At 61.4% G+C, this 24,550-nt stretch carries 18 protein-coding genes and 1 pseudogene; 9 read left to right on the top strand and 10 right to left on the bottom strand.

The annotated features are described in order from the left end of the window. Positions 1–255 precede the first annotated feature (255 nt). The 4 genes and pseudogenes from ACQ5BM_RS07790 to ACQ5BM_RS07775 form a co-directional block, all read right to left on the bottom strand. Positions 256–598 (bottom strand): annotated as a pseudogene (locus ACQ5BM_RS07790) (ABC transporter ATP-binding protein); the annotation flags it as partial. A 395-nt stretch (positions 599–993) separates the two neighbouring features. After that, entirely contained in the window at positions 994–2,991 is a 1,998-nt protein-coding gene (locus ACQ5BM_RS07785; RefSeq protein WP_429809799.1) for a glycosyltransferase, read from the bottom strand. Beyond that, positions 2,973–4,205: an HlyD family efflux transporter periplasmic adaptor subunit gene (locus tag ACQ5BM_RS07780; RefSeq protein ID WP_429809797.1), complete on the bottom strand. Its 1,233-nt coding sequence runs from the start codon at positions 4,203–4,205 to the stop codon at positions 2,973–2,975. Before ACQ5BM_RS07780 ends, ACQ5BM_RS07785 begins: the two co-directional genes overlap by 19 nt. Positions 4,206–4,622: 417 nt before the next feature. After that, positions 4,623–5,552, bottom strand: coding sequence for a substrate-binding domain-containing protein (locus tag ACQ5BM_RS07775; RefSeq protein WP_429809795.1), 930 nt, complete (start codon positions 5,550–5,552; stop codon positions 4,623–4,625). A 302-nt stretch (positions 5,553–5,854) separates the two neighbouring features. Between ACQ5BM_RS07775 and ACQ5BM_RS07770 the strand changes: the two genes are divergently transcribed. Both ACQ5BM_RS07770 and ACQ5BM_RS07765 read left to right on the top strand, forming a co-directional pair. Then, positions 5,855–7,000: a serine hydrolase domain-containing protein gene (locus tag ACQ5BM_RS07770; protein ID WP_429809793.1), complete on the top strand. Its 1,146-nt coding sequence runs from the start codon at positions 5,855–5,857 to the stop codon at positions 6,998–7,000. 133 nt (positions 7,001–7,133) lie between these two features. After that, positions 7,134–7,931, top strand: a complete 798-nt coding sequence (locus ACQ5BM_RS07765; RefSeq protein WP_429809791.1) for a C1 family peptidase — start codon at positions 7,134–7,136, stop codon at positions 7,929–7,931. Between the two features lie 72 nt (positions 7,932–8,003). Here ACQ5BM_RS07765 and ACQ5BM_RS07760 read toward each other — a convergent pair whose 3' ends face one another. From ACQ5BM_RS07760 to ACQ5BM_RS07750, 3 genes are read right to left on the bottom strand one after another with little or no spacing between them, the layout of a single operon-like run. Then, positions 8,004–11,165, bottom strand: coding sequence for an efflux RND transporter permease subunit (locus ACQ5BM_RS07760; protein ID WP_429809789.1), 3,162 nt, complete (start codon positions 11,163–11,165; stop codon positions 8,004–8,006). 27 nt (positions 11,166–11,192) lie between these two features. After that, positions 11,193–12,341 (bottom strand): efflux RND transporter periplasmic adaptor subunit, encoded by a 1,149-nt coding sequence (locus ACQ5BM_RS07755; RefSeq protein WP_429809787.1) that lies wholly within the window; start codon positions 12,339–12,341, stop codon positions 11,193–11,195. 57 nt (positions 12,342–12,398) lie between these two features. Beyond that, positions 12,399–13,007: a TetR family transcriptional regulator gene (locus ACQ5BM_RS07750; RefSeq protein ID WP_429809785.1), complete on the bottom strand. Its 609-nt coding sequence runs from the start codon at positions 13,005–13,007 to the stop codon at positions 12,399–12,401. A gap of 242 nt (positions 13,008–13,249) precedes the next feature. Between ACQ5BM_RS07750 and ACQ5BM_RS07745 the strand changes: the two genes are divergently transcribed. Further along, positions 13,250–14,218, top strand: coding sequence for a DUF808 domain-containing protein (locus ACQ5BM_RS07745; RefSeq protein WP_429809783.1), 969 nt, complete (start codon positions 13,250–13,252; stop codon positions 14,216–14,218). Between the two features lie 75 nt (positions 14,219–14,293). Here the strand turns inward: ACQ5BM_RS07745 and speB are convergent, their stop codons facing one another. After that, the gene (speB, locus tag ACQ5BM_RS07740) at positions 14,294–15,247 is read right to left on the bottom strand and encodes an agmatinase (RefSeq protein ID WP_429809781.1); all 954 of its coding nucleotides are present in this window, start codon (positions 15,245–15,247) and stop codon (positions 14,294–14,296) included. Between the two features lie 240 nt (positions 15,248–15,487). Between speB and ACQ5BM_RS07735 the strand changes: the two genes are divergently transcribed. The 4 genes from ACQ5BM_RS07735 to ACQ5BM_RS07720 are packed head-to-tail and all read left to right on the top strand — an operon-like array spanning position 15,488 to position 19,411. Beyond that, positions 15,488–16,594 (top strand): polyamine ABC transporter substrate-binding protein, encoded by a 1,107-nt coding sequence (locus tag ACQ5BM_RS07735; protein WP_429809779.1) that lies wholly within the window; start codon positions 15,488–15,490, stop codon positions 16,592–16,594. Positions 16,595–16,624: 30 nt separating this feature from the next. Beyond that, positions 16,625–17,692 carry an ABC transporter ATP-binding protein gene (locus ACQ5BM_RS07730; RefSeq protein ID WP_429809777.1) on the top strand — a complete coding sequence of 356 codons (1,068 nt, stop codon included), beginning with the start codon at positions 16,625–16,627 and terminating at the stop codon, positions 17,690–17,692. Positions 17,693–17,700: 8 nt separating this feature from the next. Continuing rightward, positions 17,701–18,603 (top strand): ABC transporter permease subunit, encoded by a 903-nt coding sequence (locus ACQ5BM_RS07725; RefSeq protein WP_429809775.1) that lies wholly within the window; start codon positions 17,701–17,703, stop codon positions 18,601–18,603. 10 nt (positions 18,604–18,613) lie between these two features. After that, the gene (locus ACQ5BM_RS07720; RefSeq protein ID WP_429809773.1) at positions 18,614–19,411 is read left to right on the top strand and encodes an ABC transporter permease; all 798 of its coding nucleotides are present in this window, start codon (positions 18,614–18,616) and stop codon (positions 19,409–19,411) included. 867 nt (positions 19,412–20,278) lie between these two features. On the opposite strand, the gene ACQ5BM_RS07715 is transcribed toward ACQ5BM_RS07720, so the two are convergent. Then, on the bottom strand, positions 20,279–21,283 hold the full coding sequence (locus ACQ5BM_RS07715) for a helix-turn-helix transcriptional regulator (RefSeq protein WP_429809771.1): 1,005 nt from the start codon (positions 21,281–21,283) through the stop codon (positions 20,279–20,281). Positions 21,284–21,545: 262 nt separating this feature from the next. Between ACQ5BM_RS07715 and ACQ5BM_RS07710 the strand changes: the two genes are divergently transcribed. Further along, the gene (locus tag ACQ5BM_RS07710) at positions 21,546–21,923 is read left to right on the top strand and encodes a cupin domain-containing protein (protein WP_429809769.1); all 378 of its coding nucleotides are present in this window, start codon (positions 21,546–21,548) and stop codon (positions 21,921–21,923) included. 14 nt (positions 21,924–21,937) lie between these two features. After that, a complete protein-coding gene (locus tag ACQ5BM_RS07705) occupies positions 21,938–23,332 on the top strand; it encodes an NAD(P)/FAD-dependent oxidoreductase (protein WP_429809767.1) in 1,395 nt (464 codons plus the stop codon). 93 nt (positions 23,333–23,425) lie between these two features. Here ACQ5BM_RS07705 and ACQ5BM_RS07700 read toward each other — a convergent pair whose 3' ends face one another. Then, positions 23,426–24,364, bottom strand: a complete 939-nt coding sequence (locus tag ACQ5BM_RS07700) for a LysR family transcriptional regulator (RefSeq protein ID WP_429809765.1) — start codon at positions 24,362–24,364, stop codon at positions 23,426–23,428. Positions 24,365–24,550: the final 186 nt, after the last annotated feature.

Raw genomic sequence — 24,550 nt, 5'->3', positions numbered from 1 at the left:
TTCGATCTCCGCGGCGGGATCGATGCGCGCAGGCCCGGAGACGCCGAGGCGAAAGCCTTTGAGCGGCCCGTCCGAATTGTTGGTGAGGGTCAGCGCATAGACCGATTTGTCGGCAGTACCGACCGACACCCAGAGCGTTTCCAGCAGATAGTCAGATTTGGCGGCGAACGTCATCAAATGGCTCCACGAAAGTTGATCTCTGCGGCCGGAGGGCCAGCGGGGTTTCTGAGGCAGGGCTGTCCTCGGTCACATAGCTCACGCCGGAGCTTGGCCAAGGGCACGGACGAAATGGTTTTCGGCGTCCTCTTCCACCGCGTCCGATGCCGGGCGGCTCAAGCGCCGCATCTCGTAGGCCTGCGCCAGAAAGCGGGCGCTCTGCCCCAGCACGAACGGACGATCTGGAGCGGGGACGGCCGAAAGAGAAGCTGGGTACAGGGATGGCGTGGATTGCCGAGATGGCATTGGTTTCGCCCCACTCGACCATCTGTCCGGCGAACATCACCACGACCTCTTCGGCGATGCGCGCGGCGCTGGCGATGTCATGGGTGATGTAGAGCATCGCGAGATTCCGCTCGCATTTGCTGCACGCCAGAAGCTCTCCCGCCCCCCCGGCCCATTGCGCAAAAGCCGCATTTCCTCGACTGCCGTCATGACGAATTCCCCCTCAGGCTTCGTTGACCGAACTATTAAGTCAAGTAATTTGACTTAACGATAGGTCCCGCAAAGAGAACCTGTCAATGCAGGTCTATTCGCCCCTGCCGAAGTTTTGCGAAAAGCCGTCGAGTGGTATTTTGAAGTTGAATACCACTTGCGAAAAAGCGGCATTCTCGCGGTCACTCAGCCGGCTGGTTTAGGCTCCTTGCGGAAAGCATGTGGTCGAGTGATGAGGGGAAGTATCACTGCTCCTGCATCCGGCGATAGCTCCGCGGTGCCCTGTCCGTATCAGCCACCAGGGCACGCACCGGCGAAATCTGAAACCCCATTGTCTTGCAGCTAGGAGACGGTGCGTGTGCGACCAAAGGCGCGCAGCAACAGGTTCACGGATACGGCGACCTTGTCGATGTCGGGGATGTCCTGCGAATAGCGGCCGGTGTAGAGCTTGACGATCATTTTGTCGCGCTCCCTGCCGCTGAGTTCGTAGTGAAGATGGAGGTAAAAGCGCCTCTTGTCTCCGGCGCGCGAGATGTCGCCGCGCCGCTGTGTCACTTGCCTGAGGTCCGCATGTAGCGGCTCGAAGCCATCAAGTTTCAGCGTCACCTGTGTGGATTGGAAGCGCACCTCCGTCGGAACCGCGACCACCGCTTTGTCGAGCGAGAGGCTGACGATGCGGCCGGGCGTGCCATCGACACTGGCCGGCTCGTCCAGTTTAAAGGCCTGGAATAGGCGGCGCGGTTTCTCGAAACAGATCAGCGAGGCGATGACGAGCACGACGATGTTGATACCCGACCAGACCGCTCCGATCGCCGAGAACGATCCCTTGACCTGTGCCGTTTCCGGCACGAGGTTGATCAGAAGTCCTAACGCCGTAACGGCGATGAAGCCGGCGATCCAGGTGAAGGTGTAGGCATCGAAGGCGTTGGCCTCGTTGCCCGTGCCTTTCGGGGTTACCTTGAATGGCTTGCCGAAGGGCCGCATGAGACTGGATAGAACGGTCGGCAGCATCCGGAATGTCGCGAAGGTCCCGACGGCGCTCGACACCACGGGGAGATAACGCGTCGGCGTGATCCAGAGCATCAGGAGGAAATAGGCCGCCAGCACCGGGAGCTGGTTCGAGACATAGTCGGCAACACCGGTGAAATGCAGCGGCAAGGCGCCGAACCAGAGGTAGGCGATCGGCACGATGAGGACGATCAGGCGCACGACGTACTGCACCAGCCAGGACATCGGAAGAAACATGATCCGCTGGAACAGCGACAAGCCCGGTCCGCGTAACGGGCCGTTGTGGAGATAGAGCGTCTGGATGCCGCCCTGGCACCATCGTTCTCGCTGGACAAAATAGCCGGTCAGGTTCTCTGCCGCCAATCCCATCGAGAGCCGCTCGTTCAGATAGCGCGTCTTGTAGCCTTTGTTGAGCATCGACAGCGTCGTCAACAGGTCTTCGGTGATCGACTCCGTCGGGAAGCCGCCAATCGCATCTACGGCCTTGCGGCGGGCGATCGAGCACGATCCGCAGCAGAAGCTGACGTCCCAGACGTCGCGGCTCGGTGCAATCTCGTCGAAGAAGAGGCGTTGTTCGTCCGGCCAGATATTCTCCAGGCCAAGGTTCGATTGGACCGGATCGACATTGAAGAAATGCTGCGGGGTCTGGACGATCCCGATCGCCTCGTCCGAGAAGAACGGCAAAGTGCGCTTGAGGAAGTGGCGATAGGGAACGAAGTCCGCATCGAAAATGGCAATGAAGTCGCCCGAACTCGCGCGTAGCCCATTGTTCATGTTCCCGGCTTTCGCGTGTGTATTGTCCGTCCGCGTCACGTGGACGGCGCCCCGCTCCGCGCAGAAGGCCTTCAGCCAATCACGCCGACCGTCGTCAAGGACATAGACCTTGAACTTGTCCTTCGGATAATCGAGCGCCAAGGCCCCGACGATCGTACGCTCCAGGACATCAAGCGGTTCATTGTAGGTCGGAATGAAAACGTCGACGGTGGGCAGATCCTGCTGCTCGCGCGCAAAGAACGTTTTTCCCAAGCGATCCGCTTCTGAACTTCGGTCAACGTATCGGCTCATCAGAATGAGGAAAAGAACGACCTCGGTGAAGGCAAGGAACTCGATAACGAAGACAATCCAAACCCACCATACGTTCGCGCCATCGGTTGGATAGGGAAGAACGGTTTCAAAGAGACGCCAGACCATGTAGCGCAATGCGACCACCCCAACGACCGTGCAGGTGATGGTGCGCGCCCAACTTTGATGCCGGGACCAGTTCGATGGCCCAAGCAGGAAGAAGGCAATCACCAGCAATGTGGGCGCGAGCGCTAGAAGAGGTTGAACCACAGTCCTTTGATCCACTGCGTCAGTTGCAGATTTTGGCGGGAGATGCGTACCTGGGCGGTCCGTCCCACCTGGCAAAAATTGCCGAAATCGGTGTTGAGCGCCGAGGGGAGAAGCTGGACGCGGATCCTGGCATCGCGCTCCTCAGCCTCAGGCTCCTTGGCCGCGAGGTTGTCTTTCTCGACGACGGCGGACGAGCCCTTCACGGCCTGCACTTTCCCTTTGAAGACTTCGCTCCGACCCAGCAGCCGAACCTCCGCTTCGCGCCCCGGATAGATCTCGTCGTAATCGACTTCTGGAACGAGGATGTCGACGAACAGTTCGCGGCAGTCGAGGATGCGCATCAGCTCGTTGTTCAAAATGACATTGGAACCGTTGACGACATTGCGGCTCCACACGACGCCGCTGAAAGGCGAAGAAACTTCTGCGAGTTCGAGGCTGCGAACGCGTTTCTCCTCCTCGGCCAACTGACGCTCGGTCTGTTCGGCACGCGTTCTGTTTTCGGCGATGCGGGTATTGAGGTCATTGATGCGCACGATCACTTCGTCCTGGCGCTGACGCGAATAGGGCACATCGTTCTGGCCGTCACCGACAACGAAGATCCCTTGGCGCAATGCGGCCAAACGCTGCTCCAGCAATTCGAGCGACAGATTGCTGATCTCGACCTCCCCGCCGGTTGCAGCGCCCGCGGCCTCGGCCGCCTCCACCATCTTTCGCGTGAAAATTCCCTTGGATTCCAGTTCCTGTCGCCTGTTGATGTCGACCTTGGCAACCAGGTCCTGAGCCTGTGACACCTCGACCCGCTTGCGTAGAATGCGAAGCTCCCGCTCCAGGCTGGCGATGGTCGCGCTCTTGAAGATCTCCAGCCGGTCTGCAAGCTGGCCGCGAAGAGCGACGAGTTCGTCCCGTTCCCGCTCCAGTGCCGAGACGCGATCGGCCGCGGTTTTTCCTTCGACATGCAGAGAAGCGAGGACCGTCCGATTGACCCGATCATTGCGGATTGTCAGAAGTGTCTCTTTTTCGGCAACCGGCGTTCCAATACGCGGCGGCGCCTGCCCGATTTCGCCGTCGATCGGGGCGTTGATCACCGCTAAGCGTGCATTGACTGTGCCGTCGAGGCTGGTAAAGCCGGTCAATCCGGGCAGAAGCACGACCACGGCCAGCGTCAGAAGCAGGATGCCGACGGTGATCCGTGTGATGCGATGGTTCAGAAGCATTCAAACCGTTCCCGCTCACTACGTTGCCTAGCGCGACAAACGCCAGAGCGTAGTCCTGGCTGTCCACGGCTCCGGCTAGGCTATGAAGATCGTCCGCCAAGGCGCGGCGGGCAACCCTCAGAATTAGGTGCTTTTGTCGTTCGGTTAACAATTGCCAACGGTTAGCGACGCCGTCGCAGCCGGTCCCCTCGGAACGCGCACGCCCCAGGCAAGGAATGGCCTCGGCCCGCCGCGGGCACAGGGAGAGACGCCAGCCGGCGACCGATTTTGACGGAAGCATGCTTTGAGAAAGTCCGAGCGCACGCACGAAACGCCGGCGGGCGCACAGCAGCCCACCGGCTTCCCTGGCTGTCCAGCGAGGATACCAGCGGCAATCTTCAGTCGCCGCAATCCTGGCTCGCGGTCGATATCCCCGGCCTACTGGTTCGCCTTTGCGTAGTCCTTCATGTTGGCCGGCGTGACCAGTTCGAAGGGAACCCAGATCTGGCGCTCCGTCTTCTCCTCACGCGCCAGCGCGACGGCTGCATCCATCGCCGTCGCACCCTGGGCAATCGCGTTCTGGAAAACGGTGACGTCGAGATCCCCGGCGGCCATGGCGGCGAGCCCGTCGGGCGTGGCGTCGACGCCGCCAACCACCACCTTCGACATGTCGGTGCCTGCCGCCTTCATCGCCTGGATCGCACCGATCGCCATCTCGTCATTGTTGGCGATGACGGCATTAAATTCCCGGCCGGTCGAAAGCCAGTTGGTCATGATGTTGGTGGCTTCGAGGCGATCCCAATTGGCGCTCTGCTCCTCAATCACGCTCATGCCCTTGCATTCGTCGGTGGCGATGACGTCGTGAATATCCTTGGTGCGTGTCAGCGACGAATGATTGTTGAGCGGCCCCATCAGCACATAGACCGCGCCCTTGCCGCCAAGCAGCCGGCAGACTTCCTTCGTTTCGAGCGTGCCCGAATCCGTCTCGTTGGACCCTACGAAGGCGGCGGTTTCCGGCAGGGTCTCGACGTCGGCCGGCGGATGGTTGGCATAGACGATCGGGATGCCGGCGGCACTCGCCATTTTCGTCAGCGCCGGCGTGCTGTCGCCGTCGACGGCGACCACGACGATTGCGTCGACGCCGGAGGAGATGAAGTTCTGCACCTGATCCATCTGCTTGCTGGGATCGTTCTGGGCGTCTTCGACCTGAACCGAGACGCCATCCAGCTTGGCGGCGCGATCCTCCATGCCTTGCCGCAGGATCGTCAGAAACGCGCTATCGGAACGCGCGATGGTGATTCCGATGTTTTCGGCATGAGCGGTGCCAGCGAGCAGAGCCGACATGGCGACAAATAGCAGCTTCTTCATTCAGAAATCCCCCAAAGAGCGATGGTCAATGGTCCCGAATGGAATTCGTGTTCCATGCAAAGTCAATATCGAAATGCACATTTCATTTGATGGCGACAATTCGTACGTCTGACTCCACCCGCGCCGAGAAATAGTGCGTAGGGGATCACCGAATGCTCGCGGACTTTGCTGTCTCGCGGTTGCCCGCAAGGCTGCGGATCAAAGGATCCGGAAATACCCCGCTAAACTCAGGATAGATTGCGTGTATACACGTGATACACTCTACCAATACGTGTATCATTATGAAACGAGGAGGAACTGCGATGCGAGACCAGAGCGTGGTTGGTGAAACTGTCGATCGCCTCTTTTCACCGCTGACGGCCAATCCCGCCGATCCGCAACCCGGCAAATCGGTCGGAATACTCGTCGGCGTCACGCTTGCCGGCCAACGATACTATTTCAGATTTGGCAAGGTCGACCTAAACGATAGCGGCAGCGTCGATATCAAAGACATCGTGTTTTTCATTGGCTCGAACAGCAAAGTCGTCACGGCGACGTTGCTGGCGCTCGCGCCTGGCGAAACCAACGGTCCGGTCGGCCCGTTCACCCATGTCAGTTCGCTTCTGCCGTCGGATGTCACGGTGCGGCAGCCCTATGGCGACATCCTGCTCTGGCATCTTGCCACCCACAGCGCGAGCTTCCCGGATGGGGTCTGCGGCCCGCGGCCTGCATTTGGCGACTATCCGTTCTCTTCGATGGGTCAGTTTCTCGATACCTTCGAGCCGTCCTACGGGCCAGGCAGATATTGGGTTTACAGCAATCAAGGCTTTGCGCTTCTGGGTGTGCTCCTCTCACACGCCTATGCCGGCGGGAAGACGAGTTCCGACTGGGATGAAACCTATGAGAACTGGCCCACACTCGCGATCGAAAAGGTGACGTCACCCCTGGGGATGAAGACGACACAGGTCGCTTATCAGGCGGTCGCCGCCCAGGTCGCGCAAGGTTACAACTACAGCGATAAGGGCAGTACGCCCGTCTATAACCCCGTTTCACCGCCGAACTGGGTAATGACGTCGGCGGGACTGGGTGCCGGCGCCCTGTCATCCACCCTTAACGACATGCTGACGTTCCTAGAGATGGAGATCAGTCCACCAAAGGGCGCGCTCGGCACGGCGATCAAGACGACGCAACAGGCCTATCCTGGCAGCGACACGCTTTCGATGGGGCTCGGCTGGCAGCTTGGCAACGATTATCTCGACAAGGATGGCGGGCTTGGCGGTTATCAAACCTACATGGCCTTCGATCCGAGCCGCAAGGTCGGCGTCTTCGTCTTTGGCAATACCAGCGGCGGCAGGGTCGGCGGTGTCTTGACCGGAACCGGCCGCAAACTGTTGGGCGAACTGCGCGGCCTGCCGGCGGAGCCCTCGAACTTCCCTCATCCGACGACGATTCCCCAATGCCCCGCATAGGGGTCAGACAACCGGCGTGCACCTTCGACAAAGAAAGGACACGCCGAGAAATGCCGGCGGGCAGTGCCGGAACAAGCCAGTGACATCAGAACCCTTCAACCTTCACAGCTGAAGCTGCCGACAGGAGGCCCACATGTCCGTGCATGAAGCAATTCTCGATCTCGGCTACGATCCAACCATCAGAGAAGACGGGCCGCTCGTACGGCCGCCGATCCCCGCATCGCTACCGAGCTCGGCCACCGTCGATGCGAAATATCTGCCGCCGCCGAAGGCGCAGGGGACGCCGCGTCACGTCGGCAGTCCCGGAAGCTGCGCCGCCTGGGCTTCGACCTACGGGCTTGCGACCTACACGGCGGCCGCGGCGGCGGGCCAGCCGCCATCCCGCACTGCGGAGCAGGCGAGCCCCGCCCATATCTATATCGAGGTCATGAAGAGTTACGGGCAGAAGGGATGTGCAGGATCGCGGCTGGCATCCTACCTCAACCTGCTCACCCAAAACGGTACGCCGAACTGGCAGACCGCGCCCTATTATCCGAACTGCCCCGAACTGTGGTCGAGCTACGATCCCAACGCCGCCGTCGATGCCAGCTTCCAGATCCCCGGCTGGGCCATCGTCGAAACCAGCGATCTCGAAGCGATCAAGGCGATCATCGCCGCCGGTGGTGCACTGTGTTACGGCACCTCGCTGAACGACGGCTTCATGAAATACGAGGGCCCCGGCCCGATGACCGGTCCCCTCAACAAGATCCCGAATGTCGGCCATTGCATGCTGATCATCGGCTACGACGACGAGCAGCAGGCAATCCTCATCCAGAACAGCTTCGGACAGGACTGGGGTTGCGAATGGAACGGACGTCGGGGTTATATCTGGATGAGCTACGAGCTGTTCCAATATCTGGCGCAGGGTCAGGCGATGTATGTCAAGGCCTGACCCAGGCGGTTTTGGAGCATCCCGCTGAGGGGACAAGCTCGATAGCCGGCTTTGCTTGAAGGGGCCGTGGCGCTATTCCGCCGCCACGGCCGGAGGATAAACGAGCGGCTCGTCGCGCCCGGCATTCGGATTGACCTCTTCCGCCTTCTGCGGATCGGCGTGCTCCTTCTTGGGCTCGCGCCCGAAGAACAGGGCGTAGCCGGCGGGCAACACCAGAATGGTCAATACCGTCGCGACCAGGATGCCGCCCATCATGGCGTAGGCGAGCGGTCCCCAGAAGACGCCACGGGAGATCGGGATCAGGGCCAGCACCGCCGTCAGCGCCGTCAGCGTGATCGGGCGGAAGCGTCGGACGGCGGAGCCGACGATCGCTTCGGCCCGGTCCATGCCGGCGGCGATATCCTGGTCGATCTGATCGACGAGAATGATCGAGTTGCGCATGATGATGCCGAGCAGCGCGATAACGCCGAGGATCGCGACGAAACCGAAGGGCGCCCCGCTGATCAGCAGTGCGGCCGCGGCACCGATAATGCCAAGCGGCCCGGTGGCGAGCACCAGCATCGCCTTGCCGAAATGCTGGAGCTGTATCATCAGCAGCACGACGATGACACCGAGCATGATCGGCGCCTTGGCGGCGATCGAGGCCTGGCTCTCCGCCGAATCCTCGGCGCCGCCCTGAATGCTGATGCTGTAGCCGGCGGGCAGGCTGTCGCGCAGCGACTGCATCTCGCCGAACATCTTCATCGCCACGTCATTCGGCTGCACGCCGTCCGGCAAAGTACCGCGCACGGTGATCGTCGGCAGGCGGTCGCGGCGCCATTCGATACCCTGTTCGAGGACGGGCACAACCTTGGCAACCTGCGAGAGCGGAACGAAGCCGCCGAAATCGGTCGGGATGTAGATGGAGTCGACCGAGCTCAGGAACTTGCGGCTTTCCGCCGGCTCACGCGCGACGATCGCCACCGTTTCCTCGCCGTCGCGGAAGTTGTCGAGCGGCGCACCGGTGACGCTCGCCTGCAGCATCTGGCGGATGCGCTGCGAGGTCACGCCGAGCGCGCGGGCACGATCCTGGTCGATCACCAGCTTCATGCCCGGCACCGGCTCCAGCCAGTCGTCGTGCACGGCACCCAACAACGGGTTTTCGTGGAACTTCGCCTTCACCCGGTCGGCGATACGCCTGACCTCTTCACGATCCGGTCCCATGACGCGCATCTGTACGGGCCAGCCGGTTGGGGGACCCAGGAACAGGCGATCGACCTTGGCCCGGATCGACGGGAAGTCGGCGGCGAGGATCGCACGCATCTTGGCAATCAGCCGCTCGCGCGCCGGCTCATCTTTGGCCATGACCAGAAGCTGGGCAAAGTTCGGATTGCGCAGTTGCTGATCAAGCGGCAGGAAGAAGCGCGGTGCGCCCTCGCCGATATAGGTGGCGATGAAGCGCTTGTCCTCGTCGTCCATGATGCGAGCTTCGAGCGCCTTCGCCTGCTTCTCCACTTCCTTGATGCTGGTACCCTCGGGCAGCCACAGATCGACGAGAATTTCCGGCCGAGACGACTGCGGGAAGAAGTTCTTCGGAATGAACTGGAAAGCCCAGAGGCTGACGAAGAAAATGACAAGGGTCGTCGAGAGCACGATGATGCGATGGCGCACGGCCCAGGCGACCGTCGAACGCAGATGCCGATAGAAGCGCGTGTCGAAGACATCGTGATGATTGCCGGCATGGCTGCGCTGTTTGAGCAGCATATTGCCGAGCCAGGGCGTAAAATAAACGGCGACGAACCAGGAGACGACGAGCGCGATCCCGACCACGTAAAACAGCGAACGCACGTATTCGCCTGCGGTGGAAGCCGCAAAACCGACGGGTATGAAGCCGGCCGTGGTGATCAGCGTGCCCGTCAGCATCGGGAAGGCGGTGGAGGTATAGGCGAAGCTCGCGGCCTCGACCTTGACGAGCCCCTCTTCCAGCTTTCGCTCCATCAATTCCACCACGATCATGGCGTCGTCGACCAGAAGCCCGAGCGCGATGATCAGCGCGCCAAGCGAGATGCGCTGCAAATCGATGCCGAGCTCGTACATGATGGCGAATGTCGCAGCCAGCACCAGCGGAATGGTGATCGCGATCACCAGGCCCGAACGCCAGCCGATCGAGAGGAACGAGACGACGAGAACGATCGCCAAAGCTTCGCCGAGCGCCCTCATGAACTCGCCGACCGCCTCCTTGACGACCTCCGGCTGATTGGAGACCTGGTCGACCTTGACGCCATAGGGCAGCGATGCCTCGAAGCGCTCATAGGTCGCTTCCACCGCCTTACCGACATCCGTCACCTTGAAGCCCTTGGCCATGACCACGCCTATCTGAACGCTATCCTGGCCGTTGAAACGGAACTTGCGCGAAAAGGGATCCTCGAGCCCGGAGCTTACCGTCGCGATATCGCCGAGCCGGGTGATCTGGCCACCAGCGCGAAGCCTGAGGTTCTTCAGGTCCTCGACCTTGTCCAGGCCGCCCTCGACGGAGATGCGCACCGAGCGCGAGCCGGTGTCGACGGATCCCGCCGGGTCGATATTGTTCTGGCCGGCAATGGTGCTGCGCAAATCGTTCAGCGTCAGGCCACGCTCGGCCAGCACCTTGGAAGACACGTCGATGAAGATCTTCTGCGGCTGGTCGCCGATGATGACGGCCTTCTCGACGCCCGGCGTCGTCAGGAGCATGTCGCGCGCCTGGATCGCGAACTTCTTCAGCTCCGGATAGCTGTATCCCTCGCCGCTCAGCGAATGCAGAGTGATGAAGGTGTCACCGAACTCGTCGTTGAAATAGGGACCGAGCAAGCCTTCCGGCAACTCGCTGGAGATGTCGCCCACCTTCTTGCGGACCTGGTAGAAGGCATCAGCCACCTGCTCGGCGTTGGTATCACCCTCGACCTGCAGTGTGATGATCGCGCTGCCGGCGCGCGTATAGGAGCGGACGAAATCGAGATGCGGCGTTTCCTGCAGCTTGCGCTCGATCTTGTTGACGACCTGATCCTGCATTTCCTCGATCGAGGCGCCTGGCCAGAAGGCCTGCACGACCATGACGCGGAAGGTGAAGTCCGGGTCCTCCTTCTGCCCCATGCGCATCAGGCCGAAGACGCCGGCGAGAATGATGAGGCCGAACAGGAAACGCGCCATGCTCGGATGCGCGATCGCCCAGCGCGAAAGATTGAAGGGCCGCTTTTCTTCGGAAGAGGAGGTCGTCATTGGCTCGGTTCCGCTATCCTGGCAACGTCAGCGCACGAGGCTGGTTTCGGCTGCCGCAGCAGCTTGGCGCGTCGTATCGTTGGAGATGGTCACCTTGAGATTGTCCGTCATGAACTGCGTTCCGGCGGCAACGACGAGGTCGCCAAATTTGAGGCCCTCGGTGACCCGCACGCCATCGGTGGTGAAATCCGCAAGCATGACCGGCCGGCTGCGGACCGTTTCCGTACCGCGATCGACGACCCAGACGATCGGATAGCCGTCCTTCTCGGCCAACGCGCTCAAGGGAACGGAGACGAAAGGAGTGCCGCTGCCAGCGGAAGCCTCGACAGTCGCGGTCATCCCGAGCAGGACCCGCGGGTCATTCGGCAGGCTGACGCGCACCGAGAAGGTCCGCGATTGCTGGTCGGCGCTGCCGGCGACCTCGCGCACCATGCCGTCGAGCGACAGGCCCGCATCGGACCAGATCCCGACCTTGACTGGCAGACCGGCCTTGAAGTTGCCGATTTCCGTCTCGGGTACTGCGACCTGGACTTCCTTTTCGCCTTCGACCGCAACCGTGGCAACAGGCGTGCCAGAGCCGACGACCTGGCCGACATCGGCGTTGATGGCGGTCACGATACCCGGCCGGTCGGCGACGAGGTTCGTATAGATCACCTGGTTCTTCGCCTGGGATAGCGCCGACTTCGCGGCATCGCGCGTCGCAACGGCCTGGTTGTAGCTCAGCACCGCCTGGTCGAACTGGGCCTGCGAGGCGAATTTCCTGGCGAGCAACTGCTTGGCGCGATCGCGCACCAGTTCGACCGTCTCGACCTGGCGCTCGGCCGCCTCCAGATTGGCGGTGGCGCTGCGCACCGCGAGCTCGTAGTCGGTCGCGTCGATGCGGGCGAGGAGATCGCCGACATTGACGCGATCGCCGACATTGACGATCCGCTCGACGATTTTGCCGCTGACACGGAAGCCGAGGTTCATCTCGGTTCGCGCGCGAACCGCACCGGAATAGCTGAGCTGGCGCGCAGCGTCGGCCTGAGCGATCTCGACGACCTTGACCGGGCGCACAACGTCGGCAGTTTCGGATTTTTCTTCCGAGCAGCCGGCGAGCGCCGCCGAGAGGGTTGAAATCAGCGCAATGGTGGCAACGAATGAAATACGGCGGCGAAATTCAATAGGCATAAACATGGTAACACTCCTGAAAATAGGCCGACGCCGCCATTGGCTGCGCCGGATACAGTCCGGCTAGACCTTCAATCCCTTGATCGCGAATTCGACCAGTTCTTCCGGCGCGGCGCGGTTTGTCTTGCTGAGACATTGGGCAACCATTTGCGGGTGACAGAGCGTGACCGTCGCCGCACCGAAACAGCGCGACGCCGCATCGGCGTCCTGTTGCGGGAACTCGCCGGCGGCGATGCCTTCGCGGATGACGTTGGCGAGAAGCGCATCGATCCTGTCGATATGCTTGTCGATGACGTGCCACTCGCGTTCGATGGCAACGACCACCATCTCGTGCACTTTCGTATCGTCGAGCATGAGCTCGACGGTCATCTGATGCTGCGCATGGACGTACCGGCGCAGGCGCTCCGTCGCACTCAACGGCAAGGAGCAGATCTCCTGTGCCATCTGATAGCTGGCCGCGAGCATGCGGCCGCAGAGCGCCTGATGGATCTCCGTCTTGGAGGCAAAGAACCGGTAGATGTTCGCCGGCGACATGCCGAGTTCCTTGGCGATGTCGGCGACATTGGTCTTGCTGTAGCCGAAATGCCGGAACAGCCGCTCCGCGGCATCGAGGATCCGCGTGATGTTGTCCTGGCGCGTCTGGTCCACGGCGGTATCGTTGCTCACCGGCATTGTTTGCCTTTCGATTTACGACTGACGAATTTCGTATTTCGTCAGTCGTAAATCGAAATGAGACACCCGTCAACGATAGAATCCGTCCCCACGATCACGATTTGATAACCAAGACTGTGCCCACCGCGCGCGGCCGACAGCCCGCGAACGGCACCCGGCGATCGTTGACTCGACACGCTATGGTGGTTACTGCCGCTACTGGAGCCGCTTTTCTCGGATTCTTCTCAAGGGGTTAGCAATTTATGGCCACAGGTCTCATCGCCCTCCTCGACGACATCGCGGCCATCGCCAAGATGGCGGCCGCTTCGCTGGACGATGTGGCGGCCCAAACCGCGAAGGCCAGCGCCAAGGCGGCCGGCGTCGTGATCGACGACGCTGCGGTGACCCCGCGTTATGTGGTCGGGCTAACGCCTGAGCGGGAACTGCCGATCATTGCGCGGATCGCCCTTGGCTCACTGAAGAACAAACTGCTTTTCCTGCTGCCCGGCGCACTGGTGCTCAGCTATTTCGCACCCTGGGCAATTACGCCGCTTTTGATGCTCGGCGGCATTTATCTCTGCTACGAGGGCGCCGAGAAGCTTTACGGCGCAGTCTTTCCGCATGCGGCCCACGCGCACGAGGAAGCGGTGCTCGGCGAGAAGAGCGATCCGGTGGCGCTGGAAAACGAGAAGGTCTCCGGCGCCATCCGCACCGACTTCATCCTCTCTGCCGAAATCATGGCGCTTACGCTCTCAACGGTCTCCGACGCCGGCATCTACACGCAGGGCATGGTGCTCGCCGGCGTCGGCATCCTGATCACGCTTGCAGTCTATGGCGTCGTGGCGCTCATCGTCAAAGCCGACGATGTGGGCGTCGCGCTGGCGCAAAGCCCGCTGTCCGCCTTGCGATTGTTCGGTCGCGGCCTCGTTCTCGGCATGCCCGCATTCCTGAAAGTTCTTGCCGCGATCGGCACCGCCGCCATGCTCTGGGTCGGCGGCAGCATCCTCGTGCACGGCATGGCGCAACTGGGACAAGCCGGTCCGGAACACCTCATCCATGATGTCTCCGAGAGCGTCGCCCACACCCTGGCTCTCGCCCCGGCGGTCGTCGGCTGGCTCACGACCTCGGCGCTCCAGGCCCTGCTGGCCATCGCCGTCGGCGCCGCAACCATCATCGTCATGGGCAATGTGGTCGCGCCGCTCTGGAGCCGCCTGCGGCCGGCAAGAAGCTAGAACAGCTCGCACGCGTGTTCGGCCAGGAGGCCACTCCGGGCCTCCAGCTATTTCGTTTCCGCGCTATCCAGCGGCCTACCGCTTGTACTTCACGCCCGGCAGTACGCAGAGCATCTCGTAGAGAAGGTTTGCCGCCGTAATCGCCGTCGTGCCTGTGGTGTCGAAGGGTGGGCTCACCTCGACGAGATCGGCACCGACGAGATTAAGGCCGCGGCAGCCGCGAATGATTTCGATCGCCTGGATGACGGTCAGTCCGCCGATCTCCGGCGTGCCGGTACCCGGCGCATAGGCCGGGTCGAGGCTGTCGATATCGAAGGTCAGGTAGGTCTTATGGTTGCCGATCCTGGCGCGGATGCCTTCGATCAGCGGCACCAGCGACTTGTGCCAGCATTCTTCCGCCGGGACGACGGTGAAGCCCTTGTCACGCGACCAGTCGAAATCGTCGGAGGCATAGCCGGTGCCGCGCAGGCCGATCTGGAACACCAGATTGGGATTGAGGCAGTCGTCCTCATAGGCGCGGCGGAACGGCGTGCCATGCGCGATCTTCTCGCCGAACATCGTGTCGTTGATGTCCGCATGGGCGTCGACATGGATGAGGGCGACCGGCCCGTGCCTTTCGGCGACCGCCTTCAGGATCGGATAGCTGATCGTGTGATCGCCACCAAGCGTCAGCGGGATGCAATCGTGCTTGAGAATCTCGCCGATGCCGCGGGCGATGATCTCCATGTTGGCCGGCAGGTTGAAGGTGTTGATGGCGATGTCGCCGAGATCGGCGACCTGCAGGCTCTCGAAGGGTGCTGCACCGGTCGCCATGTTGTAGGGGCGGATCATCACGGACTCGGCGCGGATCTGGCGCGGTCCGTATCGCGTTCCGGATCGGTTGGACGCGCCGATATCCATGGGGATGCCGACGAAGCATGCATCGAGGCCTTCAGCCGATGTCGCAGCGGGAAGGCGCATCATCGTGCCCGGACCGCCGAAGCGGGGCATGTCGTTGCCGCCGAGCGGCTGATTGAATTTCTGCTCCATGGAAGCTCTCCCTCTTATTTCGCCGAACCCTAGCAGCCACAGCAGGCCGAGAAATACCCATTGATCGAATGTTACTTCGACGCGGGTCAAACAAACATGGCTTGATGTAGCCAAGGCAGGCGTCGATTGCCATCTACGACGCCGCTCTGCCTCCCGCACCTAGCCAAAGGGAGTGTTGCCGTCTTCGGGCCTGCCGATCACTTTGGCGAAAACAAAAATACGCCGTTCTTGGGAGGAACCATGCAAAACTTACGTTGCACCACGTTGCGCTCCATGTTTGCCGCGTCGCTTGCCGCCCTTGCGGTCTCAACGACCGCCCAGGCGCAGGACAAACTGTTCATCTACAATTTCTCGGACTATTTCGCCGAAGACACGGTTTCGAACTTCCAGACGCGCACCGGCGTTGAAACGCGGGTCGATTTCTACGATTCGCTCGAAGTGCTCGAAACGCGGCTGCTCGCCGGCGGCAGCGGCTTCGACATCGCCTTCCCGAGCGCCACGGTCGGAGAGCGGCTGATCCAGTCCGGCGCGCTGAAGCCGATCGATGTCACGGCGCTCAAGAACTACGGCAATCTCGACAAGGACCTCTTGAAGCTCGTCGCCGAGCACGACCCGGAGAACAAATACCTCGTGCCCTATATGTGGCTGACGACGGGCGTCGCCTACAACGCCAAGCTCGTCGCCGAGCGGCTGCCGGATGCGCCCGTCAACAGCCTCGACATGTTCTTCAAGCCCGAGGTCGCCGCGAAGTTCCAGGACTGCGGCATCGGCATCGTCGACGCGCCGAACGAGGTGATCCCGATCGCGCTCAACTATCTCGGCCTCGATCCCTATTCCACCAAACCGGATGATCTCGACAAGGCGAAAGAGCTTCTACTCAAACTCCGCCCCTATATCCGCCACATGCAGAGCGGACAGCTCGTCGCCGACATGGCGTCGGGCCAGCTCTGCCTGGCGCTGATGTGGAGTGGCGATGCCGGCATTGCGGCAGCCCGCGCGGAGCAAGCGGAGACTGGCGTCAAGGTCGACTATTCTATCCCGAAGGAAGGCACGATCATCTCCTTCGACACGATGGCGATCCCGGCCGACGCGCCGGATCCGGAGCAGGCGCTGGCCTTCATCGACTATATCCTCGAGCCGAAGACGGTCGCCGCGATCAGCAACCACGTCTTCTACGCCAACGCCAATGCCGCGGCGACACCGGAAGTCGACGCAGCGATCCGCGACAACCCGAACATCTATCCCCCTGCCGACGTTCGTTCCAAGCTCTTCGTCGACAAGTCGCTGCCGCCGCGCCAGACGCGCGAGCGTACCCGCGTCTGGTCGGCCTTCAGGGCCGGCCAATAGCGCGAACCGTCAACAGCAGGACCAGACCCCGTGCAATCCTATATTTCGATCGAGAACCTGGCGAAGTCCTATGGCGTCGTCACCGCCGTCAACAACATCAATCTCGGTATCGAGAAGGGCGAGTTCTTCTCGCTTCTCGGCCCCTCGGGCTGCGGAAAATCAACGCTGCTCCGGATGATCGCCGGTTTCGAGACGCCGACATCCGGCGCGATCAAGCTGGAGGGGGCGGATGTCACCGACGTTCCGGCGCATAAGCGTCCGACCAACATGATGTTCCAGTCCTATGCCCTGTTCCCGCATCTGACGGTGGGCAGGAACATCGCCTTCGGATTGCAGCAGGACGGCCTCGACAAGGGTGAGATCAAGAAGCGTATCGACGAGGTCGCGGAAAAGCTGCAACTGACCGCACTGCTTGATCGCAAGCCGGCGCAGCTTTCCGGCGGCCAGCGCCAGCGCGTGGCGCTCGCCCGCGCGCTGGTCAAGCGGCCGAAGGTGCTGCTGCTCGACGAACCGCTCGGCGCGCTCGACAAGAACCTGCGAACGGAAACGCAGCTCGAACTCGTCCGCCTGCAACGGGAACTCGGCCTCACCTTCATCATCGTCACCCACGACCAGCATGAGGCGATGACGGTTTCAACCCGCATCGCCATCATGAGGCAGGGGCAGGTGCTGCAGGTGGGTACGCCATCGGAGGTCTACGAAACGCCGCAGTCTCGCTATGTCGCGAAGTTTCTTGGCGAAACGAACGTGTTTGCCGGCAGCCGCGCAGATCGCAGCGGCGGCGAACTGCAGATCGACAGCGACGAAGCCGGCGGACGCGTCCGCGCCGCTCTCACCGACCGAGTGGCGCTCGATCGGCCGTTCTGGGTCTCGGTTCGCCCCGAGCGGGTGGAACTTGCGACTTCGGGCGGCGGCCTCGAAGGCACCGTGGAGCAACTCACCTATACCGGCGTCGAGCGGCACTACCGGGTGCGGCTGAAATCGGGGGCGACGCTCGACGCGCGTCGGGTCAATCTCGGCGCCGAGAGCGACCTTCGCGTCGGCGACCGGGTGTTCGCGAGCTGGTCGCCGCAGGCAAGCCGGCTCTTGGCCGAATAGGAGGTCCCATGCTCACGGCAGCAACACCGTCCGCAAAGACGAACTGGGGCAGGTGTCTCCTGATCGCCATTCCCTATACCTGGCTTCTGGTCCTGTTCCTGGCACCCTTTGCGCTGGTTGCGGGCATCAGCCTCTCGACCGTGCGGCTCGGCATGCCACCCTTCGAACCGCTGACGGCCTGGGACGGCTCGATCCTGAACCTCAGGCTCAACTTCGAGAACTTCCTCTATGTTCTCACCGATGACACCTATCTGCTTGCCTATCTGACCAGCCTCAAGATCGCGGCGATATCGACCGCCGCCATGCTTTTCATCGCCTATCCGCTCGCCTATGGCATTGCGTCCTGCTCGCCCTCCTCAAGGTCTCTGCTGGTCTTCCTGGTGATCGTGCCCTTCTGGAGCTCGATGCTGATCCGCGTCTATTCCTGGATGAGCATCCTCAGGAACGACGGTCTTCTGAACGCGCTGCTTCTGAAGCTCGGCCTGATCGGCGAGCCGCTGCGCATCCTCAACACCGAGACGGCGATCTATATCGGCATCATCTACACCTACCTGCCCTTCATGGTGCTGCCGATCTACTCGAACTTGAGCAGTGCCGATCGCACCTTGATCGAAGCGGCGCGCGACCTCGGCTGCTCCCGCATCTCCGCCTTCTGGAGGGTCACCTTCCCCTTGAGCCTTCCCGGTGTCCTGGCCGGCTGCGCCCTGGTCTTTATCCCGGTCGTCGGTGAATTCGTCATCCCGGATCTGCTCGGCGGTGCCGATACGCAGATGATCGGCCGCGCCATCTGGCTCGAATTCTTCAACAACCGTGACTGGCCAATGGCCGCCGCCGTGACGATTGTACTGCTCGCCCTGCTGGTGGTTCCGATCGTCTGCTTCCAGTCGCGCCAGGCGCGCACCCGGACCTAAGGAGATGGCCATGACGAAACCAAGCTGGTTCAATCGGCTGTCGATCCTGTTCGGCCTTGCTTTCCTCTATCTGCCGATCGTCGTTCTCGTCGTCTACAGCTTCAACGGCTCGAAGCTCGTGACCGTCTGGGGCGGCTTCTCGACCCAGTGGTATGCGACGGTTCTCGCCAACCCCTCGATCATCGAGGGCGCGAAGGTCAGCTTCCTGGTGGCCGCGGTGTCGGCGACGGCAGCGACCATTCTCGGAACGCTCGCGGCCGTTGTCATGGTGCGGCTTCGCCGCTTCCGTGGCCGGGCGCTGTTGAACGGCATGCTGCTCGCGCCCATGGTCATGCCGGAAGTGGTGATGGCCGTGTCTATGCTCTTGATGTTCGTGACGCTCGGAATCGATCGCGGGCCGCTCACCATCACGCTGGCACACACCACCTTCACGCTCTGCTTTGCCACGGTCGTGCTGCAATCACGGCTGGTCGAACTCGACTCCTCACTGGAAGAGGCGGCGCGCGATCTGGGCTGCACGCCGGCCAAGGCTTTCGTCAGTGTTGCCCTACCGAACATGTTCCCGGCCCTCGTTTCCGCCTGGCTACTGTCCTTCACCCTGTCGCTCGACGATCTGGTTATCTCCAGCTTCACGACGGGCCCGGGCGCCTCGACCCTGCCGATGAAGATCTACTCGCAGATCAAGTTCGGGGTGACACCGGAGATCAACGCGATCTCGACGATCATCCTCGGCATCGTGGTGCTTGGCTTGGTCGCCGCGCAACTGGTTTCGCGGCGACCAGAACGAGGGGGAAGCGCCGCAGCTTGAAGCAATTGGACAGACGATTGGAAGGCCATCCCGCGAAATGCGATCTGCCGATGGCGTCCGGATGAACCGTTGCCGTAACGGTCCTATCGACTGGTGGACTGGCTATGTCGCTAACTTGGCGAACGATTTCGTACGGCATCTGCAGCTCGTTGAGGCTGTTGCTGGCTAGTCCTGTGCTTAAGGAGATAGGCATCGCTGCGCTGGCGCTTGTCACCAGTATAGTGTTGGTTTGCACCGATGCCCGCGTAGTAATCTCCGTCGCATTCTTGCGCAAAGGAAGAAAGGGGCGCGACACTTGTTACCGTTACGAGAATAGTCGCCAACAAAACGCTGTGTTTCCTATTCATTGTTTCCTCCACGTTGCCGACATCACGTCTCATTCCCCTGTTCAAACACGGCCCCGGTCGGGGGGTGCAGTATGGAATTTGACGAGTCGTCTGATGTCACCGGTTTACCGAAGAGTGGCAGCAAGCCGTTGGCGCGCTCATAAACCATTATATACAGCGAGCATAAACGGGCAATTTCGAGACGCGCATTGGATAGTGCTGTCGAAAAACCTCATCGTGGCGGATTGGCCGGCCTGGGGCGCCAATAAGCCGCGTTCGTACCTTCTGGATGAAACTGTGCCGTCACTTCCCGGGACAGCCATTCCGATAAATCCCAGACAGCCGTTTCACCAAATCGCGGACAATCTCGGCTGATCGACTTTCGTTCGCCTATTTGGGGTTAATTGGTTTCGGCGCTTCCGGGTCAAGAAAACATCCGATGGTCCTGCCCCGGAAGAAACGGCGGGATGCACCTGATCGGCCTGAAGCCCACCTTGCAAGTGGGCGCCGTCCACATTGGAATTGCGTCACGAAGGCTAATTTAGTGCTGCACCGGCACGCCGCCCGGCGACAGGTATGAGACCAGGGGATCCTCGAAGGCATTGCTCGCCGACGACACGGCGTCGATGAACAGCGAGAACAGGGCGGTTTGCGAGGTGATGTCGAGTTTGGCGTAGAGGTTGCGGCGATGCAGCTTGACGGTTGCCGGTGATATGCCGAGCTTTTCAGCAGCACCCTTGACCGAATATCCGCGCAGGATCATTTGCGCGACCTGGCACTCGCGATCGGTGAGCAGGCTGCGACCAAAGTTCCGGATCGCCTGCGCCAAAGCGCTTTGCAGCGGCGAACCGTCATCGCCAAGGCTTTCGGGCCTGAGGTCGCGATAGTGCCGGAGCACGGCCATGCTGAGCAGCGGTGCTGCGTTCTGCAGAAAATCCTGGTCTTCTCCGCTGAAGGCCGCGCGCGAATGGCGCCGCGCCAGCGAGATCGCGATCTTCGTGTCGGCATCGATACCGATGAAGAAATTGAATTCGTCGTGCAGGCCCGAGTGGCGGTAATAGTCGCGGTAATATTGCGACCGGTCGAAGAACGGATCGATCTGCCTCAGGCGGTAAAGACCGTCGTCACCATTGTCGAGCGCCAGCCGGTAGAACGGGTCGAGTCGGTACGGGCCCTGCAGATAGGCGCGGATATCGGACAAGCCCTTGTCCGTGCGCCAATCGTTGAACAGGATCTTCGGCGCCGCGTTTCGCCGATACAAGAGCATCAGGCCTGCATCGATGGCAATGTGCCGCTTGAGCGATTGCGCCAGACGATCCTGGAAATCCAAACGCCCAACCCCCTCCATCAGGGATAGCGCCAGATCGCCAACAGCAGGGGTCTGCTGCGTCGGCGCGCAGACTTTGATGATCGTATCGTCGTTCATGTTGTTCTCCTCCAAGCGCAGACTAGGCGAAGGTTGAACTTGCCGCAAGTAACGGATTTTCACTACGGAGTTCCCAAAACTATCGTTTGGGCCGGGCAAAACAATGGCTATCGCCGCCAAAGCCCGGCAAGACAAGGCCTGTAGTCCAGTGGCGGGGCGCCGTTACACCCGCAACCTAGCCCTTTGGCGTATACCTAAGGTCATTTCAACCACTTAGAAAAGCAGGACAAGCCGTGCAGTAGACGCCGACTTGCGAAGCAAACCGCGACGGCCGAGACGAAATTGATCTTTGGCACTGCGTTGTATTGCTAAGATTTGAAGCAACGAACCCCTGATGCGCGGCCGATCATCTTGCCGCTCGTCCTTCTGAACTGGAGTGATTATGTCAAAGGTCATCAAACTCGGGCGCAACGGTGTCGGCCTGCGCGAGCTTGAAAAATGCAGCGTCGTGCCCCCGGAAGCGATCCTTTCCGGTTTTGCCGACGAGCTCGGCGACGTTCATTTCGAAAGCCCCGACAAGGCGGTCGTGATCGGCACCTGGCAGTCGACACCCTATGCGGAAATGCTCTTCTATCCTGAGGGATGCGAATATAGCGTCATCCTCTCGGGCAAGGTTGCGATCACCAGCTCGGACGGTTCGGTCGAGACCTTCGAAGCCGGCGAAAGCTACGTCCTGCCGGCTGGCGTCGAAGTGCGTTTCGAAGTGCTCGAGACGATGCGCAAGGTTTACGTCCTCTACACCGCACCGGCCGCGAAGTGATGTGAGGCGCGCCCATGACCAAGGTAAGTAGCAAAGCCCTTGCAGATGTGAAGATGACGCCGTTCTGGCTCGATCGGCCGGATGCGCCCGAGCCGCGAGAGCGGCTGACGCGCCATCTGAAGGCGGATCTGCTCGTCGTCGGCGGCGGCTTTACCGGGTTGTGGGGTGCCATCCAGGCCAAGCAGCGCCAGCCCGAAATCGACGTGGTGCTGATCGAGAAGGGCTCGGTTGCCAATGGCGCTTCGGGTCGGCCCGGCGGCGTCGTCTCGACGTCGGTGATGCACGGGCTTTCGAATGCCGTGCGCATCTTTCCCAAGGACATCGCCGCGCTGGAGCGGCTTGGCCAGGAGAACATGCATGGCTTCCTGCGGACCCTTGAGGAACATCAGATCGACTGCCACGCCGAATGGGGCGGCGAGCTGACGGTGGCGGTGGACGATGCCCATATCGAAGCGCTGCACGAGGAGCACGAACTCCACCTCAAATATGGCCACCAGGCCGACTTCCTCGATCAGAGCGCCGTGCGCACCGAAATCAATTCGCCGCGCTACAAGGCTGGCGTCTGGTCGAAGCATATCTGCGGCACGGTGCATCCGGCGCTGCTTGCCTTCGGGCTGAAGCGGGTTGCGCTCACCCTCGGCGTTCAGATCTTCGAGAACACCGAGCTCACTGGCCTTGAAGATATAGGCGACCGGATGAAGGCCACGACGCTCTCGGGAAGCATCACGGCACAGAAGGTTCTTCTCGCCACCAATGCCTTTGCCTCCGGCCACAAGAAGATCAAGCACCGGGTTGTCGCCGTTCGCGACCGGGTCCTGGCGACGGAACCCCTGTCGGCAGAACGCATGGCGTCGATCGGCTGGAGCCACCGGCAGGGCGTCTACGACACTCGCACGCAGATGAACTACATGCGGCTCACCAAGGACAACCGCATCATCTTTGGCGGCCGACTGGCTTATGCCTTTGCCGGCAATCCTTTCCCTTCCGTCGACAAGGAACTCGAAACCTACGAGCCCCTGGCATCCGCCGTCTTCGACACGTTCCCGCAGCTCGAAGGTGTGCGCTTCACCCATGCCTGGAGCGGGCCGATCGATCTCAGCACCCGCATGGCAGTGCACTTCCAGCGGTATTACGGCGAAAAGGTCGTCTATGCCGGCGGCTATTCCGGCTTCGGCGTCTCGGCCTCCCGCTTCGGCGCGCGCATCGCGCTCGATATCCTCGACGGTTCGAAGACGCCGGAGAGCCGGCTCGATTTCGCCACCAGCCTGCCGAATACGATCCCGCCGGAGCCGTTCCGCTGGCTCGGTGCGCAGGTCACCATGTATGCGCTCGACACGGCCGACAAATCCGGCGGCTGGCGCAAGCCCTGGCTGAAAATGGTCTCCGCCATGGGCTTCCCGCTGAGCTGACGCTCTCTCCAGCAAGAGAGTGGACAGGGACGGAACCGGTTTTACCGGTTTCGCCCTGTCTGTATGTCAGCGCTGAACTGTTCAAGGACGCAGCTATCGCCCGGCCCCCGGGCGCGAAGCGCCTCGCCCCGTCTGTGAGACGCCGAATTCGGTGACGAGCAATTTCACGAAAAACGGGACCAGGCCCGACTTTGCACGCGACTTGTCGAAAGCGGCCTGGAACGGTGCCTTGTAGGTGAAGAGATCCGGACGGATCGGCCGCAGCAACCCTTCGCTGACATAACGGCTGGCGAAGTGGTCGGGCAGGTAGCCGAGGTAGCGGCCGGAAAGGATCAGCCGCGCTTCGGCCTCCATGTCGCTGACCGTTGCGCGTGGCGTGGCAATCGAGAAGATCTTGAGGTCGCGGGCGTTCCAATAGGAGCGGCCGATCAGATTGTAGGAGCGGATGTCGTCGATCTCGATCTCGCTGTCATCCCGGGAATAAAGCGGATGCTCGGCGCCGCAATAAAAGCGCTGGGTCTCCTCGTAGAGGTCGAAATATTCCAGCCCCAGCGTCGTGCGCGGAAAACTGGCGATCGCGATGTGAAGCTCGCCCGTTATCACGTCCCTCAGGAGTTCGTGCGGTGGCCGTGTGACGATCGAAAGCGCCACTTCCGGCGCTTCGTCCGTCATGCGGGCAAAGACACGGTTGAGGCGGGAGGACGGATCGGAGAGCGTGTTGTCGATGAGGCCGACGCAGAGCGTGCCATTCAACTGGTGCTGCAATCCCTTCATGCGGATGTCGAACTGGTCGATCGAGCCGAAGAGGCGCTTGGCTTCCTCGTAGACGGCGCGCCCCTCCTCCGTGAGACGAAAGCCGGACCGGCCGCGCTGGCAAAGGGTGAGGCCCAACCGGCCCTCCAGCGCCGAAATATGGTTGGAGATCGTCGACAGCGAGAGGTTGAGCTCGCCCTGCGCGGCCGCGAAGCCGCCCGCCTCCACGATCGTGACGTAGATGTGCAGCAGCCTCACGTCCAACGAGTCCAGTGCCATTACAACGCGCCCTTACCTTGATAAAAATCCAAGTGAAGCGCGATTATTATGCATATTCAGGCACTAAGCTAGGGCGGGCCGCGACGATCCCGTGGCAACAGCCTACCAAACTTCAGATGAGCACCGAACAGCTCCGAAAACTCGTAGCGGCAAAGCCCGCGCGCCAAATCGCCTGGCGCCACAGGC

The sequence above is a fragment of the Ensifer sp. B1-9 genome (assembly GCF_050474445.1).
In the GTDB taxonomy this organism is placed as follows: Bacteria; Pseudomonadota; Alphaproteobacteria; order Rhizobiales; family Rhizobiaceae; genus Ensifer.
This window is presented reverse-complemented; position numbering and strand designations above follow the sequence as displayed.